This is a genomic window from Streptococcus alactolyticus, from assembly GCF_042649785.1.
GTDB lineage: Bacteria > Bacillota > Bacilli > Lactobacillales > Streptococcaceae > Streptococcus > Streptococcus alactolyticus.
This window is the reverse complement of record NZ_JBHRZX010000006.1, coordinates 80,195-97,644: the sequence shown is the minus strand read 5'-3', so window position 1 is coordinate 97,644 and position 17,450 is coordinate 80,195. Positions and strand designations below refer to the sequence as shown.

Genomic DNA, 17,450 nt, shown 5'->3' with positions numbered 1-17,450 from the left:
TTTCTACACCTTTTCTTTTACGTTTTTACCGAGAATACCAGCTGGTCTTACTAATAAAATGATAATCAAAACACCGTACACAACGATATCACGATAGCTTGAAAGATTTAGAGAAATGGATAACGTTTCCAAAATTCCAATGACAAAACCACCTAAAGCAGCCCCTGGAATGATACCAATACCACCGAGAACGGCAGCGACAAAGGCTTTAATACCTGGAGTCATTCCCATCAACGGCTCAATTGAATTGTAGTACAATCCAATCAAGACACCTGCAGCACCAGCTAGTGCTGAACCAAGAGCAAAGGTAAAGCTGATGGTTGAATTGACGTTAATCCCCATCAATTCTGCTGCGTCGCTGTCAACAGATACTGCACGCATGGCTTTCCCCATTTTCGTTTTTCTAACGATAATTTGAAGAGCCACCATCAAAACAAGAGCCACAATAAGGATAAGCAACTGAATATTTGTTACAGTAATCGAACCAATGTGGTAATTGACAATTTTAATAGCTTGTGGGAATGAACGCGTGTTAGCACCGACCAAAAAGACCATGCCATACTCCAGCAAGAAGGATACCCCAATTGCTGTAATCAAAGCAGAAATACGTGTCGAATGGCGCAAAGGTCTATAGGCCAGAAATTCGATAAGCATCCCAAAAATAGCCGTTGTAATCATTGTCACAATCAAAGCCATCCAAAGATTCATGTGCAAAGCGCTAATCGCATAATACCCAATGAATGCCCCCAGCATATAAATATCGCCATGAGCAAAGTTAATCAATTTAATAATCCCATACACCATGGTGTATCCAAGGGCAAGTAAGGCATAGATACTGCCCAGAATAATACCATTAACCAGTTGTTGGGGAAGTTGTTCTAAAAACATATAATACCAAACTTTCTAGTGATGTGATATAAACGTTGCAAAAAACATTCGTTAGTTTTTCCCATTGATTTCGACTGCTTCAGCTGAGGCTTCTGCACCATTTTCCATCTTAACCATCAAAGCGGTTTTGATTGGATTGTGATCTTTATCAATCGTCATGGTACCAGTCACCCCGTCAAATTGAGAGAGTTTCGCCAAATTATCAGCAATGTCAATAGACGTTTTAGCACCTTTGGCAGCTTCTGCAATCATGTAAACCGAATCATAAGCCAAGGCTGCAAACATATTAGGCTCAGAACCGTATTTTTTCTTGTAAGCTTCAATAAATTGCGTTGCTTTATCTGAAAGAGCTGTTTTGGTAGAATAACCTGAAACGTAGTAAACGTCGTGTGTATTGGCCACACCAGCCAAGTCACCAAAACTATCGTCATTAAATCCGTCAGGACCCAAGATTGGCACTTCAATGCCCATATCACGCGCTTGTTTTGTAATGATAGCTGTTTCTGTATAGTATCCTGGCATGACAATCGCATCATAATCCAAATCTTTGAATTTTGTCAAAGCTGATTGGAAATCCTTGTCGCCTGAGGCAAAAGTGGCCACCGTTACGATTTCACCTGGGTAAACTCTTTGAAATTCTTCGGCAATCCCTTTGGCATAGTCACTTGAATTGTCATAATAAAGAACGACTTTTTTAGCATTCAAGTTTTGGTAAGCGTATTGAGCAAGAACCTGACCTTGGAAACTGTCTTGGAAAGTTGTACGGAAAATGTATTTTTTCACGCCATCTTTGTCAATGGTCAAATCATCTTGCGTACCACTAGGCGTCAACAAAGGGACACCCGTTTTTTGAGCATTCAAGCTGGCTGCTGCTACGGCACCTGATGTCGCTGGGCCAATCATCGCATTTACTTGGCTTTGAACCGCTAAGTTTGTAGCAGCTGTTGATGCTTCCGCATTTTCCGATTTATTATCCTTGGTGATGACTTCAATCTTTTTGCCGTCAACCCCGCCAGCCTTATTGATTTGCTCAACTGCTAGGTTAATCCCGTTTTTTTCGGCATTACCGTAGGCCGCAACCGAACCTGTCAATTCCAAATTGACACCGATTTTCAACGTATCGCCAATGGTTGTTCCTGTGGCGTTTGCGGTAACATCTGGCGACTTATTGCAACCAACTAAAACAAGGGCTGCTAAAAAAGGCAACAGAAATGTGGTAACCTTTTTATTCATAGCATCTTTCTCCTTCAATACCTGATAATCCAGATAAAATATACTGAATTATCAGAAAATTTTTTATATTAAATAATTTTTAGTTATCAGAAATTATATTATATCAAAAATTTTCCAGATTGCCTACAAAATTTTGGTTAATATTGTCCAATTGTGACAATGAAACTGATTTCACAAATTTCAAACGGGCAATTTCGTCTGCAATGGCTGGCGCATCGGCCTTATTGACATACAAAATTTGATAGTGCATTTTTCTAGAATGATAGAGGACATCGCCGTATTTTGCCAACTTTCGCGCATCACGATTATAATACAAATAAACGATAATCCCTTGTCGTTCCGTCTTTTCAAACATAGCTTATCCTCCTTTATGATGGCATTGGTGGTGAGATGAGTGGGCGGCTAGGGGCAGTCCCGTATCCACAAAAATAGCAGATGAAATCACTGACGAGATGTCTTGGGTCAATTCTGCTAAAATCTTTTGCACCGCAACTTCACTTTGCCGCAAAGCACTCATTTTCTCATGCATATCAATTGTTCTTTTTGTTTGAACCAATTGACGACGCAAGGTTTTGACTTCAGGGCGAAAAGCTGCATAAGTCTCAACAGCCTCATATTCTTGCCGCAGGGCTTGAAAAACTGCAATGTCTTCTTGCAAAGCCTTATCTGAGAGAAAGACGTGCCGCACCGCAAGGTAATCTTGCACGCTATCTAAGGCTAAAAAGGCTGCAACAACCTCATCAATCGCATCATCAATGGCTAGTAATTGGTCATCAATTGTCAACATAAATCGATTATACCATATTTGTCTGAAAATGTACCCTCACCTTGTTTTCAAAATAGCACAAAAAAAGTCTGCAAGAGCAGACTTTTATGATAAGGCTTATGCCTTAGTTTAATTCGTTGTTGACCATGATTTCATCGATGAAGCCATATTCAAGGGTTTCTTGGGCACTCATCCAGTTATCACGTTCAGCATCAAGGTGAACTTTTTCAAGCGGTTGTCCTGAATTATCCGCCAAAATTTGTTCTAAGTTTTGACGTGTTTTCAAAAGGTGTTCAGCAGCAATAGCCATATCTGTTTGTTGTGTACCGCCACCAGTACCACCCATTGGTTGGTGAATCATGTATTCAGCATTTGGCAACATGAAACGTTTGCCTTTAGCACCTGAAGAGGCGATGATGGTACCCATAGATGCTGCCATACCCATAACGATAGTTTGAACATCTGATTTGATGAAATTCATTGTATCCACAATCGCCAAACCAGCAGATACTGAACCACCAGGAGTATTGACATAGAGGTAAATGTCTTTAGTATTGTCTTGGGCGTCAAGGAATAAGAGTTGAGCAATGATTGAATTTGCCATATTATCTTCAACAGGTCCAGTCAACATGATAATACGGTCTTTCAACAAACGTGAATAAATATCGTATGAACGCTCACCGCGGCTTGTTTGTTCAATTACTACAGGAATCATAAATATTCTCCTTTTTTAAATAGTCAGAGCAAGCTGTTTATCAAGGATTGTGCTGTGCTCGATTGATATGAGTTTATTATAGTCAATTGGTCAACAAAGGTCAAATAAAAACGTCGCTTTTTAAAAACTTTCTAGCCGAAACTAGAAAGTTTTCTGAATATTATTTTGTTCCAAATAAGCGGTCACCAGCATCGCCAAGACCTGGAACGATGTAGCCGTGTTCGTTTAGTTTTTCATCCAAAGCGGCGGTGTAGACATCCACATCTGGATGAGCTTCTTGCAAGGCTTTGACCCCTTCAGGAGCAGATACGAGGCAGACAAACTTAATGTTAGCAGCACCACGTTTTTTCAAGGAATCCACTGCTAAAATGGCTGAACCACCAGTGGCCAACATTGGGTCAACGACGAAAATTTGACGTTGGTCAATATCTTCTGGCAATTTCACCAAGTATTCAACAGGTTGTAAGGTTTCTTCGTCACGATACATACCAATGTGACCAACCTTGGCTGCTGGTACTAGACTAAGAAAACCGTCAACCATCCCAATACCTGCGCGCAAGATTGGAACGATAGCTAATTTTTTACCAGCCAATTGTTTTTGAACTGTCTTTGTAATAGGTGTTTCGATTTCGACTTCTTCTAAAGGAAGGTCACGTGATACCTCATAACCCATTAACATGGCAATTTCATTGACCAATTCACGAAAATCTTTGGTTGACGTTGTTGAGCGACGCAAAATAGACAATTTGTGTTGAATCAATGGATGTGAGATAACTTGAAATTTTCCCATAATTCTACTCCCCTTTTCATTTTTTGGTATAACCCTATCAATTATATCAGAAATACGAAAAATATGCTCATGATTGACTGACAAATGTCATCATTTTTGTGCCTTTGCTCAGCTAATATTTTGTTGATGAGAAAGGTTAGGTTCGGTTAATAATTTGGTTTGGTATTGTTTAAAGGTCATGCCTGTCCAGCGTTTAAAGGCTCTTAGTAAGCTTGAACTTTCAGCATAACCAAGCAAGTATAAGATATCCTCAGTAGATAGACGCAATTGCAGATAGGAGCAGACCATGGCTTTTTGCACTTCTTGCAGTTCTTTATTAAAGCTAGTCCCTTCAGCGACGAGTTTACGTTGTAAGGTTCTTGAGCTAGTGTCTAAACGTTTAGCAAGGGTGTTCAAATCTCCCTTACCGCTAGGAATACTGCGTTTGAGTTCTCGGCGAAGTTTTGCTGTCATGCTATCTTCTGCTACTGGTGAAAAGGTATAGTTTTGGTCAAATAAGGATTCTAAGTAAGACCACATCATGTTGTGAGAAGGAGAGAAATACCTTTCCAAATCGGCTTTAGCCAGCAGCATTTGATTATCTGCACCTATTTGTATCGGACAAGCAAATGTGTCATGTAAGATATCCTCGTAAGGATAAGGAGTAGTGACTGAAATGGGATGAATATCAACGCCCGTTCCAGTCCTCAAAACATCTAATAAAAGCAATTGCTGATTAATAATGAGAAAACGTGGTAGTGGCTTGTCAGGTAGCATATAAGAAAACTGAATAGAAACAGTGTCCCCTAAATCCTCCACATGAACAAGGACAGATCCATTGCTTTTTCGATAGGTTTCAATGCGTTCCAAGGCCTCTAAACCATTACGGCAAGACAAGGCTGAAAAATAGGGAGGAACCAGCATTTTGACGTTAACTAGCTGACTAATCGAATAAATGACCTCATCTGAAATCTCTTCTTCCAATATTTTAACCAATTTCAAGTATTGAGCGGCATCGTATTCGATTTCGTCTTGCCAAAGTTTATTGGGCAGCTCGGCTTTTTCCAAAATATCTCGCATTTGAATATTTATGGAAGACAGGAAACTTTGAAACTGTGGTGTAATGATTAACTTCATCTTTGGCGTGCTTATCCTTTTTAAGAGCGGACGATGCTAATCGTCAGTTGAATTTTTGTATTCGGTGATGGTCATTCCAGTCCATTTTTTGAAGGCGCGTGAGAAAGAAGAAACTTCAGCATAACCAATCAAATACGCGACCTCATCAGTAGTCATTTCTGGTTTTTTCAAGTAACTTAATGCTAATAATTTTTGAACGTTTTGCAATTCTTGGTTGAATTTGGTACCTTCAGCACTCAAGTTGCGTTGTAAGGTGCGGCTGCTAATACCCAAGGCTACTGCGATATCCTCAACTGAGAATTCCCCACTTGGAATAGCTTTGTAGAGCATTTGTTGGACAACACCTGTAAAGCTTTCACCAGAAATAGCTTCGGCTAGGCGTTCTTTCAATTGCGGCTCCAAATAATCCAGCATGATGTTGTTAGCTGTGATAAATGGGCGTTCTAAGTCAGCCTTGTTGAAGATAATTTCATTACCTTCGGTGTATTCCACGTGGCAACCAAATGATTCTAAGGCTTCTTGACCGTATTCGAAAGGAACCCCTATACGAACAGGTTTGATGGCTTCACCTGTTCCTGTCCGAATCATATCCAAAATCAAATGTTGCTCATTTAAGACCGCAAAGCGTGGCAATTCCAAGCCTGTGTAATCGTAACGGTAGCTCACTCGCACCAAATCATCAAAGGTTTCAATATCCACAATGATTGGTCCTGTGATGCGTTTAAATTTTGCAAAATGCTTGATAGCCATCAAGCCGTTTTTTGACGACAAAGCGGCAAAAAACGGTGGCATCATCATTTGGATGTTTTTCAGACGGCTCATTTCTAAAATTTGCTCATCCGTCAAGAGTTCGTCCAAAGCGGTTAATAAATGGAAGTAATCAAGTGTTGATAACGCGAATTCTTCTTTTTGATAATCTTCTTGATAGCGCAGTGACTCAGGTAATTGGTCTAAGTCAACATCAATGCTTTTTAAAAATTGAAAATATTGGCCACTCACACTTAATTTCATAATTTATTTCCCCTTAATTAGCTTGCGTGTTTCATAATATAGTCAAATAGACGAGTTGGTAAGATAGTGTGTAGGAAGACAAGTGGTTTAGCTCCCATACCAATCAAGTAACGTGGGCGAGGACGACGGCTGTTGACCGCTTTTGAAATCGCACGTGAAATGATTTTTGGATCAGACATCATGTTACCTGAATATTGGCTACGCATACCTTTTGCTGCTTTTGTAGCTTGTTCTTCGTAAGCTCAACCTTTTGCAGATGCTTCCAATTTGTCAGCTGCGATGAAGCCCCAATCCGTTTTGATACCACCTGGTTCGATGATTGAAACGTCAATACCAAAGTCAGAGGTTTCCATACGAAGAGCATCAGACAAAGCTTCTACGGCGTATTTTGTTGCATGGTACCAAGCACCAAAGTAAGTTGTCAAACGACCACCCATTGATGAAACGTTGATGATGCGTCCTGATTTTTGTTTACGCATATGTGGCAATACTAGTTGAATCAATTCCGCTAAACTAAATACGTTAACTTCAAATTGAGCGCGTGCTTCTTCCATGCTAACGTCTTCTAGGGCACCGTATGAACCGTAACCAGCGTTGTTAACCAAAACATCGATGCGACCTTCGTTTTTGATGATGGTATCGACTGCTTTTTTGATTGAATCGCCATCTGTCACGTCTAGGTAGATTGGTTTAACACCTTTAGCTTTCAAAGGTTCCATAGCATCCAAACGACGTGCTGCACCGTAAACGATATGACCTTGTCCAGCCAAATCTTATGCTGTTTGATAACCAATACCACTACTTGCTCCTGTTAACAAAATAACCTTTTTCATTTTTTCTTACCTCTATTTCTTCTTTTTCAATTGATGTCTTTATTATAGTCCTTAATTTTGGCTTTTGCCATAACTTATAACGCCATTATTATGACAGTTAATGACAAACGCAATAACATTTTTCGTCATATTTTTAGTGAACGCTGTTCATCATGTCATCATGCAGGTAAACCGTTTGTTTGGTGCGGCGTTCTGCATTTTTCACCATTGCTTGCGCAACGTTTTGTGGGGTGATACCTTTCCAGCCAGACATTGGTCCGACTAGGACAGGTGAGATGACTTGGAAAATCTTAATCCAAATGGCATCGCCAAGTGGCAGGTTCTCGCGGTCAGGGGCGATGAGCATTGACAGATGGTAGAAACGCACATCACCAAGTGACATACTGCGTAGCGAATCTTCTAAGCGCCCTTTAACTTGCAAATATTTGTAATAAGATATTTGGCTATTGGCACCCATAGCAGATACTAAATTAAAGCTTCTGATTTTACCTTGACAAATTTTCGCGAATTGGAAATCATAGCCAAAATCAACTTTTTCAAATAACTTGCGGCCATCTGTTCCAATGGCGAAAAAGACATCTGCGTCTTGTAACACCACATCATCGACAATCGGATGGTTAAAATCAATCAAGATTCTCTTCATCTTGTCGTGGTCTGGTAAACGTCGAATAGACTCACGTCCTAGGACATAAACCTTATCATAGTAAGCACTTTTCAGTGTTTCATTTAAAATATGGCCACCTACTTCACCAGTAGCAACTAAAATAATTGCTGTTGCCATACTCTTTTCCTTTCTTACAAGTACCTGTCAACACATCCTTAAGATGTTGACTCTTAACTTTTGACACTATTATTATACGTCTAAAGTATTGGAAATAAAATGATAAAGGATGCCTTTCATTTGCCATTTTACGACAATCCTTGACAGCTTTCATCAAAATGAACTGCTAAAAAGAAAAAGAGTGTAGCCTCTTAGCCTCTTAAGGAGTCGTCTTATCTATAATTATAAATGGAAAACTTTCATATCAATGCTATTGCTATTGATGTATTTTTGGTTAGTAAATTCACGGATACCGTCAGCACCTAATTCACGGCCGTAACCTGAGTTTTTGATACCACCAAATGGAATAGCTGGTGATGGAAGAGTTGGTTGGTTAACGCTGACTGCACCTGATTCCATTTGTGCAGCAAGGCGGTAAGCACGTTCTGGTGATTCCGTGTAAACTGAGCTACCTAGACCGTATTGTGTACCATTAGCAAGGGCAACCACTTCTTCTTCAGTGTCGAATGAGAAGATCATCAAGACAGGACCAAAGATTTCTTCGTTGAAGATTGGGTTATCTGGAGTCACATTTGTCAAGATAGTCGGTTGAACAAAGGCTGTGTCTTCTGGAACAGGTTGACCATAAGTTGTTGCTGTTGCACCGTGTTCAACGGCAAGGGCAATTTGTGCACGAACTTTGTCAGCGGCTTTTTTATTCACAACAGGAGCTAGAGTTGTTGCTTGGTCCATTGGGTCACCAGATACCAAGTTGCAAACAGCTTCTTTGATTTGTTCCATGAAAGTATCGTAAAGGCTAGAGTGAATGAACATACGTTTGTCGCCTACACAAGCTTGACCTGATAGGGTTAGGCGTCCAACCATAGCACCTTGCATCACTTTTTCCATATCTGCATCGTCTAGAACAACCATGGCATCAGAACCACCTAATTCAAGGACGATTTTCTTAAGGTTTTGACCAGCTGTTGCAGCCACACCACGTCCAACTTCTGTTGAACCTGTAATAGTCACACCTGTCACACGAGGGTCAGCAATGACACGGTCAGATTGTTCGTAGCTGACAAACAAGTTTGTGAAGACACCTTCTGGTGCACCAGCGTCACGCATCAATTTTTCCATTGCAAGGGCACATTGTAGTACGTTTGAAGCGTGTTTCAAGACCATCACGTTACCTGCCATAAGGGTTGCTGACATTGGACGAACGATTTGGAAGTAAGGAGCGTTCCATGGTTCGATTTGGTAAATAATTCCTGTTGGTTGGTAGATACCTACTGCATCACCTGCGTTTTGGTCAGGGTTTTTGATGATTTCTGGTTTCAAGTATTCAGCACCGTGATCAGCGTAGTGGTTAAACATATCAGCAACCACGTTCATTTCCCAAGCTGATTCCATGAAGAGTTTTCCTGTTTCAAGTGTATTGTAGCTTGCCAACTCTTCGCGGCGTTCCATAACTAATTCAGCAGCGCGGTGAAGGATTGCTGCACGTTCTTCAAACGTTGTGTTTTTCCAAGATTGGAAAGCTTCGTGAGCTTTGACTAATTTTTCTTCTAATTGAGCATCTGTTAATGTATCAAATGTTGCAAGAACTTCGTTGTTATATGGGTTTTTACTTTGGTATGGCATAATCAAATACCTCTTTCGTTTTTTAGTTATTTTTTTATTTGGCCTCTCTCGACCTTATGGTATTAGTTTACACCGCCACCCCTAAAAACAGAACAGCAAAAAGCGACTCCTTTTTAGCAATTTATGACAATTCAAATCAAAAAAAAATCAAAAGACTTGTTGCCAAGTCTTTTGATGGTTTCACTAGTTGATTTTCCCAAAGGTATCTGCTATGCGCATGGTGGCTTCTTTGATGGTTTCAAGGGGAGCGGCGACATTGAGGCGGGCAAAGGTCTTGCCTTCTTCCCCAAAATGCTCTCCGTCATTTAGGACCACACGCGCTTCTTTTTGCAATTTTTCGTTGAGCTGGGGTTGTTGAATGCCGTAAGCTGAAAAATCAAGCCAAATCAGATAGGTCCCTTCAGGTTTCATGACCTTGATATTAGTATTTTCCCTCAAGTAATCCACAACGTAAGTGATGTTTTCCTCAATGACTGATTTCAATTCTTCTAGCCAAGGTTTGCCATAAGTAAAGGCGGTTTCGGTTGTTATCATGCCCAAGGTTGGCACTTCGTGCTGATTATTGGCTAATTGGACACGTTTGAAAGCATCGCGTAATTGCGGATTTTGGATAATCGCAAAGCTGTTCTTTGTTCCCGCGATGTTAAAGGTCTTTGTCGCTGATGAAAGAATGATGGCAAAATCCTTGAAACGCTCGTCCACCGTGTTAAAAGAATGGTGGGTATTGCCAAAAAGGGCTAAATCTTGGTGAATTTCATCGGAAATCAAGATAACACCGTGTTTGGCACAAAGGTCACCGATTTTTTGGAGTTCCTCTTTGGACCACACGCGCCCACCTGGATTGTGAGGACTACAAAAGATGTAGAGCTTGACCTCATTATCCTCAATGTCTTTTTCCAACTGCTCAAAATCAATCTCAAAATGCCCATTTCGAATGAGAAGGGAATTTTCCACCAATTTGCGGTCGTTTAAACGAACGGTTCTGGCAAAAGGGTAATAAACAGGCGAATTGATGAGAACAGCGTCGCCTTTTTGGGTAAAGGCCTGAATAGCAACGGAAATAGCAGGAACAACGCCGTCAATAAAGGCAATGTCTTCCTTACTGATAGCGTAGCTATGCTCCTTTTTCTCCCAATAAATCACCGATTGATACAGCGAGTCTTTGGCATAATTATATCCAAAAATATGCTCCTGACCATAGTTGATGATAGCTTCCTTGATAGTTGGAACAGGGAAAAAATCCATATCTGCCACCCAAAGTTGTAGCAAATCAGGGTCATTTTCCGACGCTTGCCATTTATAAGTAAATTGATTTAGGCGATTGGGTCTGGTTGTAAAATCGTATTGTCCCATATTAAGCCCCCAATGCTGCTTTCAAATCTTGCTTCAAATCGTCTACGTCCTCGATACCAATAGACAAACGCAATAAATCATTGGTCAAGCCGTAAGACAGGCGGACGTCCTCTGGAATATCAGCGTGAGTTTGCGTTCTTGGGTAGGTGATAAGGCTTTCCACACCGCCAAGACTTTCCGCAAACGTGATAACTTCCAAGCGGTTGATAATCGTTGGAATTTTGCTTTCATCAGCCACTTTAAAGGAAATCATGCCACCTTTTCCTGTATAAAGAACTTCCTTAACTGTTGGCAAGGTTTTCAAAAAAGTAACCAATTCACGTGCATTTTCAGTGGCTTTTTCCATGCGCAATTTGAGGGTTTTTAAGCCACGCATCAATAAGTATGAATCAAAAGGCGATAGGGTTGAGCCTGTGGTGTTTAAATTATAGAAGAGTTTGTCATAAATGGCTTGGTCATTGGTCACTACAATCCCTGCTAAAACGTCATTGTGCCCTGCCAAGTACTTGGTTGCCGAATGCACCACAATATCTGCTCCAAGAGGAATAGGATTTTGGTAAATAGGGCTATAAAAAGTGTTATCCACAATGAGTTTGGCTCCTTTGTCGTGAGCGGCTTTGGCAACCGTCGCAATATCAAATTCGACCATTAAGGGATTGGTTGGGGTTTCGATGTAAACAATGTCAGTATCATCAGAAATGGCTGCCAACAAGTCGCTTTCTGTATTGGCATACTCAACGGTAAAACGTCCTTCGCTTTCTTTGTCGTTGAACCAGCGGAAAGACCCACCGTACAAGTCACGCGCCGCAACCACTTTAGCGCCGACAGGAAAGATTTCAAAAGCCAGCACAATAGCACTCATACCAGAGGATGTGGCTAGGGCATAATCAGCTTGTTCAATCGCTGCTAAGGTTTTTTCCAAGGTCGCGCGCGTTGGATTTTTGGTGCGTGTGTAATCAAAACCTGTTGATTTGCCAAATTCAGGGTGTTGATAAGTTGTGGAAAAGTGAATGGGTGCCGCCAAGGCTCCTGTTGCTTCGTCTGATTTGATTCCCGTATGTGCCAAGATAGTGGCTAATTTGTATTCGTTAGTCATTCTAGTCCCCTTTCTTTTGATTGCTCCAAAGCAATCAATCTCTTTTTAAATGTTATCACTATTCTACCACTTATTAGGCATTAGACAGGCTTTTTGGTTATTCTAATTCTTGATAATGAGCTATAAGTCAAAACTATAACACAAAAAAGCACCGCAAGGGTGCTTTTTTAATATCTTAAGGTAAGTGTAATTTTTGACGCAAGGTTTTGGCGCGTGTTCCGATGAGTTTATCCAGCAAATGAGTGGCTAGGGTCAAAAAACCATAGACAAGGACGCCAATCGCACCAACCAAGGCAATGTAAACCACACTACCAAGACGTGTTGTCGGACTAATGGCAAAATGAAGCCCATAAGCTGCTATAGCCACAACCACACCCATGATAAGCGCTAATAGCGTCATCAAGAGAGTCGAACGTCTTAACCCTTGGCGATTAAAGCCAGTCACTTCATGAATACGACGGTACATCAAGACAATGGGCACAGCTAAGCCAATCGCCGTTGAAATCAAAGGACCGTAAGCTTGGAACACATAGATAAATGGAATTTGCAGCACAATCTTCACCACCAAACCATAGACAAAGTAAAGGATAGCTTTGCGAGGTTCAAAGAGGGCTTGAAGCATTGGTGCTAACAAACTGTAAAGAGCTAGGAAAATAACCTGAATCAAGGCCCCCACAAAAAGCCAGAGAGCTGTATTGCTTGGAGCTCCGTAAAAGAGCGTATAGATAGGTTCTGCCAAGATAATGGCTCCAACCAAGGCTGGGAAGAGCACCATCCAAAGCATTTGCAAGTTGTTGACAACTAATTGAGCAGCGGCTTTTTTGTCTTTGTTGACAAAGTTTTCGGTTAATAGGGGAATACCCGCACCTGCGATAGCCGTTGCAATAGACACCAAAATCATCGTAATCTTGTTAGGGTTACTTGATAGAAAAGCGTACAAGATTTGCAGGTCTTTGTTGCTATACGATGTAAAAGATGTCATCGTATTGATGAAGGACATTTGGTCCACAATTTGAAAGAGCTGAATAGCTGCTCCTGTGATGATAAAAGGAATGGCTTCTTTTATTGTTTCAAGGATAAGGGCTTGCGTGTCAACCGTCACGTCGTTGGTATTGCCAGCAAAAATAGCTTGCCATTTGCCTTCTCGCCACAAGAAAACTACCAAAACCAAGACGCTGGCAATCATTCCAATGAAGGCTGCAAAAGTGGATTGCACGACGGCATTCACATAATCTCCAGAGCCGATATTCATGATGATATAGGCAGTGAGCAGCATCCAAATCACGCGGATAATTTGCTCAGCAATTTGGCTCATGGCGTAGGGTTTTAAATTATTGAAACCTTGGAAAAAGCCACGTAAAACACTCATTGAAGGGAAAATCAGCAGGGCCCAAGACAAGCTTTTCATGACACGAACTAAGTCTTCCCCACCACCACTCCAAGCAGCCAGAAGCGGCGAGCCTAGATACATGATGGCTGCAAAAATCAGCCCTAAAATACTGGTTAATTTCAGTATTTTCCGCAGCAAGTGGTAGCTGGTTTCTTCTTGACCAAGGGCATTGTACTTGGAAACCTGTTTGGCAATGGCAACAGGAATTCCTGCCGTTGATATGAGAAGAAAAACGGCATAAATGTTATACCCCATTCCAAAAAGGGCATTGGCTTGTTCGGCGTGCGTTCCCATCCAAGCGTACCAAGGAATAATGTAGAAAGCACCGAGCAGGCGGCTGAGAAAATTGGAAGCCGTCAACCAAGCCGTCCCACGGACCATCTGTTGTTGCTGTGTCGTTGTTGTATTATTTTCAGACATAGTATTCTCTCTAGATGTAAATTTTAAAAATAAGCGTTACGTTTTATTATAAACTTTTGCTTATGACTTGTAAATTAAAGACTTTAAGTCTAAAATAGAACGTATGATTACACTTGAAGAAACCATCCAGATTTTAACCAAAGACCACAATTTTCGTGAGATTATCTTTGGCAATCATTACAGCCTTGATTGGCCTGAAAATCCGCAGTTTAAGCACATCAGCTTTGATAGTAGCGATGTAGACCAAGACACCCTTTTCTTTGCCAAGGGAGCGACGTTTAAAAAAGAATACCTTGAGCAAGCTATTCAAAAAGGGCTAGGCTTTTATGTGAGCCAAGTGGATTATGGTCTTGCGATTCCAGCCATCATCGTGACGGACATCAAAAAAGCCATGAGTTTGATTGCTATGGTCTTTTACGGACACCCTGAAAAACAATTGCATTTGCTGGCATTTACAGGAACGAAGGGCAAGACTACGGCGGCTTATTTTGCCTACCATATTCTAAAACAAAGCCACAAACCAGCCATGCTCTCAACCATGAACACCACGCTTGATGGAAAGACTTTTTTCAAATCGCATCTGACAACTCCTGAGAGCCTTGACCTCTTCAAAATGATGGCGACAGCGGTAGACAACGGCATGACCCATCTCATCATGGAAGTGTCTAGTCAGGCTTATCTTGTTGACCGTGTTTATGGTTTGAGCTTTGATGTGGGCGCTTTTCTCAACATCAGCCCAGACCATATTGGACCTATTGAGCATCCGACCTTTGAGGATTATTTCTACCACAAGCGTCTGTTGATGGCTAATAGCAAAGCGGTTGTGGTCAATGCTGACATGGACCATTTCAAAGTGGTGGCCCAACAAGTGGCTGACAAACCGCATGATTTTTACGGCAAAACGACTGACAATACTATCCACAATAGCAAAGCTTTTGCATTTGACGTGGCAGGAACCTTGGCTGGGCACTACGATATTCAGCTCATTGGTTCATTTAACCAAGAAAATGCCTTGGCAGCTGGACTTGCCTGCCACCGTCTAGGAGCTAGCCTTGATGATATTCAAAAAGGAATTGCTGAAACCAGCGTCCCAGGTCGTATGGAAGTCATCACCCAAGCCAATGGTGCCAAGGTCTTTGTGGACTATGCCCATAACGGGGATAGCCTTGCCAAATTGTTGTCTGTCGTGGAAGAACACCAAAAAGGAAACTTGTATTTGATTTTGGGAGCGACTGGTAATAAAGGGGAAAGTCGCCGAGCTGATTTTGCCCGCATCATCAATGCCCACCCTAATCTACACGTGATTTTGACGGCAGATGACCCTAACTACGAAGACCCGCAAGCTATTGCCGAAGAAATTGCCAGCCAAGTCAACCGTCCGCTTACCATTCAAGTGGACCGTGAAAAAGCTATCGCGCACGCTATGACATTAACAAAAACACAAGATGATGCTGTTATCATTGCAGGAAAAGGGGCTGACGCTTACCAAATCGTCAACGGAGAACACACGCCTTACGCTGGAGATTTGCAAATCGCCAAAAAATACCTTGATTAGAATGATTTTAAGTAAACTTTTGAATGATTCTAACCAAGTAGCAATCATAGAAAAAGCCTTTTCTCAGGCTTTTTTTCTTGTTACAATAAAAAAGACATTTTCTAGAAAGGAGGACTTGTATGTCACAAATTGCTGCTGAAAATATCTCAGTTGCCTATGAGGACAAGCTTATTTTGGACAAGCTATCTGTCACCATTGCCAAGCAAGAAATCACCACGATTATTGGGGCAAATGGTTGCGGCAAATCCACTTTATTAAAAGCCTTGACTCGCATTCACCCTGTGAAATCTGGGCATGTTTTAATTGACGGAGAGTCTATCGTACACTTGCCAACTAAGGAAGTGGCGAAAAAACTAGCCCTGCTTCCACAAATGCTTGAGGCAACGGACGGTATTTCAGTTTATGAATTGGTTTCTTATGGGCGTTTTCCTCACCAAAATTCTTGGGGACGATTGACCAAAGAGGACAAGGACAAAATCAATTGGGCGATGGAGATGACCAAGGTGGCTGACCTTGCTAATGAAAGCGTTGATTCCCTCTCTGGTGGGCAACGGCAATGTGTTTGGATTGCCATGGCTTTGGCACAAGACACCGACACGATTTTTCTGGACGAGCCAACCACTTATCTCGACATGAATCACCAATTGGAAGTCTTGGAATTGCTCAAAAAGCTCAACACTGAAACCAAGAAAACCATTATCATGGTCTTGCACGATTTGAATTTATCCGCACGTTTTTCGGATACCTTAATCGCTATGAAATCTGGAAAAATCGCTTATCACGGCAGCATCACCGATATTATGACGCCAGCTATTTTGCGTGATATTTTCAACATCGATGCCCAGATCGTTCAAGACCCTATCCACAACCGCCCAATATTGCTGACTTATCAGCTGACATAGATTAATCATTTGGAGAATAATATGAAAAAGTTTTTCGTCGCTTTAGCAACATTTCTAGCAACCTTTACACTCGTGGCTTGCCACAAAAATAACTCATCATCTGATACCAAGCAGGCAGACTTGTCTAGCATGCCTAAAATCACTGGCTTCTCTTACGAAGGGGACATTCCCAAAAATCCTAAAAAAGTCGTCAATTTTGCCTATTCTTACACAGGCTACCTCTTGGAACTTGGGGTCAATGTGTCTAGTTATTCCTTAGATTTGGAAAAAAACAACCCTGCTTTTGAAAAACAATTGGATAAGGCTGTGCATCTGACTTCAGATGATACCGAGGCTATCGCTGCGCAAAAGCCTGATTTAATCATTGCCTTTTCAACTGATAGCAACCTCGCTCAATTAAAAGCCATTGCTCCTGTTTTGGTCATTGATTACGGCAAAAACAATTACTTGGAAATGATGACCGCTCTTGGAAAGGTCTTTGACAAAGAAGACAAAGCCAAAGAATGGCTAAACCAGTGGGAAGAAAAAACCAAGGCTACCAAGGAAGAATTGAGCCAATACATCGACCCATCAAGCACCTTTACCATCATGGATTTTTATGATAAGGACATTTACCTTTACGGTAAGAACTGGGGACGTGGTGGAGAACTGATTTATGACGCTCTTGGCTATGCTGCTCCTCAAAAAGTGCAAGAAGACGTCTTTCCTGCAGGCTGGCTAAATATTTCTCAAGAAGTGCTAGGCGATTATGTTGGGGATTATTTGGTGGTTAACACCAGCAAGGACAGCCAAAACGTGGCAGCTTCCCTGAAAGAAAGCGACGTTTGGAACAACCTCTCTGCCGTCAAAAACAAGCACGTCTTAGAAGTCGATGAAAATCTCTTTTATTTCTCAGACCCCTTGTCATTAGACAAACAACTCGACGTTTTCGTGACAGCCATCAAAGAACTCAACGCTTAATCCCTATCAATCCAATGC

General features: G+C 41.4%; 16 protein-coding genes and 1 pseudogene. 3 read left to right on the top strand and 14 right to left on the bottom strand.

Annotated features, from left to right (window positions below; all coding sequences use genetic code 11):
* Positions 1 to 3 precede the first annotated feature (3 nt).
* The 14 genes and pseudogenes from ACFORE_RS01680 to ACFORE_RS01615 all read right to left on the bottom strand — a co-directional run bounded on the left by ACFORE_RS01680 (position 4) and on the right by ACFORE_RS01615 (position 14,015).
* On the bottom strand, positions 4 to 888 hold the full coding sequence (locus tag ACFORE_RS01680) for a branched-chain amino acid ABC transporter permease (protein ID WP_168260452.1): 885 nt from the start codon (positions 886 to 888) through the stop codon (positions 4 to 6).
* A 51-nt stretch (positions 889 to 939) separates the two neighbouring features.
* On the bottom strand, positions 940 to 2,121 hold the full coding sequence (locus ACFORE_RS01675; protein WP_380434915.1) for an ABC transporter substrate-binding protein: 1,182 nt from the start codon (positions 2,119 to 2,121) through the stop codon (positions 940 to 942).
* Positions 2,122 to 2,224: 103 nt separating this feature from the next.
* Positions 2,225 to 2,476 (bottom strand): DUF2129 domain-containing protein, encoded by a 252-nt coding sequence (locus tag ACFORE_RS01670; protein ID WP_154454566.1) that lies wholly within the window; start codon positions 2,474 to 2,476, stop codon positions 2,225 to 2,227.
* Positions 2,477 to 2,479: 3 nt separating this feature from the next.
* On the bottom strand, positions 2,480 to 2,908 hold the full coding sequence (locus tag ACFORE_RS01665) for a YlbF/YmcA family competence regulator (protein ID WP_235280830.1): 429 nt from the start codon (positions 2,906 to 2,908) through the stop codon (positions 2,480 to 2,482).
* A 103-nt stretch (positions 2,909 to 3,011) separates the two neighbouring features.
* Complete coding sequence (locus ACFORE_RS01660) at positions 3,012 to 3,602, bottom strand: ATP-dependent Clp protease proteolytic subunit (protein WP_154454564.1); 591 nt, start codon at positions 3,600 to 3,602, stop codon at positions 3,012 to 3,014.
* Between the two features lie 160 nt (positions 3,603 to 3,762).
* Positions 3,763 to 4,392 (bottom strand): uracil phosphoribosyltransferase, encoded by a 630-nt coding sequence (gene upp, locus ACFORE_RS01655; protein ID WP_294607471.1) that lies wholly within the window; start codon positions 4,390 to 4,392, stop codon positions 3,763 to 3,765.
* A 108-nt stretch (positions 4,393 to 4,500) separates the two neighbouring features.
* Positions 4,501 to 5,508: a helix-turn-helix domain-containing protein gene (locus ACFORE_RS01650; protein ID WP_235280829.1), complete on the bottom strand. Its 1,008-nt coding sequence runs from the start codon at positions 5,506 to 5,508 to the stop codon at positions 4,501 to 4,503.
* Between the two features lie 36 nt (positions 5,509 to 5,544).
* A complete protein-coding gene (locus tag ACFORE_RS01645) occupies positions 5,545 to 6,519 on the bottom strand; it encodes a helix-turn-helix domain-containing protein (protein ID WP_235280828.1) in 975 nt (324 codons plus the stop codon).
* Between the two features lie 17 nt (positions 6,520 to 6,536).
* Positions 6,537 to 7,289 (bottom strand): annotated as a pseudogene (locus ACFORE_RS01640) (oxidoreductase).
* Positions 7,290 to 7,485: 196 nt separating this feature from the next.
* Entirely contained in the window at positions 7,486 to 8,133 is a 648-nt protein-coding gene (locus ACFORE_RS01635; protein ID WP_294917160.1) for a Rossmann-fold NAD(P)-binding domain-containing protein, read from the bottom strand.
* Between the two features lie 222 nt (positions 8,134 to 8,355).
* On the bottom strand, positions 8,356 to 9,756 hold the full coding sequence (locus ACFORE_RS01630; protein WP_294426324.1) for an NAD-dependent succinate-semialdehyde dehydrogenase: 1,401 nt from the start codon (positions 9,754 to 9,756) through the stop codon (positions 8,356 to 8,358).
* Between the two features lie 183 nt (positions 9,757 to 9,939).
* Entirely contained in the window at positions 9,940 to 11,109 is a 1,170-nt protein-coding gene (locus tag ACFORE_RS01625; protein ID WP_294592108.1) for a MalY/PatB family protein, read from the bottom strand.
* Position 11,110: 1 nt separating this feature from the next.
* A complete protein-coding gene (locus ACFORE_RS01620) occupies positions 11,111 to 12,205 on the bottom strand; it encodes a cystathionine gamma-synthase (protein WP_154454556.1) in 1,095 nt (364 codons plus the stop codon).
* Positions 12,206 to 12,380: 175 nt separating this feature from the next.
* Positions 12,381 to 14,015 (bottom strand): putative polysaccharide biosynthesis protein, encoded by a 1,635-nt coding sequence (locus ACFORE_RS01615; protein WP_264879607.1) that lies wholly within the window; start codon positions 14,013 to 14,015, stop codon positions 12,381 to 12,383.
* Positions 14,016 to 14,118: 103 nt separating this feature from the next.
* On the opposite strand from ACFORE_RS01615, the gene ACFORE_RS01610 reads away from it, so the two are divergent.
* The 3 genes from ACFORE_RS01610 to ACFORE_RS01600 all read left to right on the top strand — a co-directional run bounded on the left by ACFORE_RS01610 (position 14,119) and on the right by ACFORE_RS01600 (position 17,432).
* Positions 14,119 to 15,570 (top strand): UDP-N-acetylmuramoyl-L-alanyl-D-glutamate--L-lysine ligase, encoded by a 1,452-nt coding sequence (locus ACFORE_RS01610; RefSeq protein WP_235280827.1) that lies wholly within the window; start codon positions 14,119 to 14,121, stop codon positions 15,568 to 15,570.
* A gap of 119 nt (positions 15,571 to 15,689) precedes the next feature.
* Positions 15,690 to 16,472 (top strand): ABC transporter ATP-binding protein, encoded by a 783-nt coding sequence (locus tag ACFORE_RS01605; protein WP_154454553.1) that lies wholly within the window; start codon positions 15,690 to 15,692, stop codon positions 16,470 to 16,472.
* Positions 16,473 to 16,493: 21 nt separating this feature from the next.
* A complete protein-coding gene (locus ACFORE_RS01600) occupies positions 16,494 to 17,432 on the top strand; it encodes an ABC transporter substrate-binding protein (protein ID WP_154454552.1) in 939 nt (312 codons plus the stop codon).
* Positions 17,433 to 17,450: the final 18 nt, after the last annotated feature.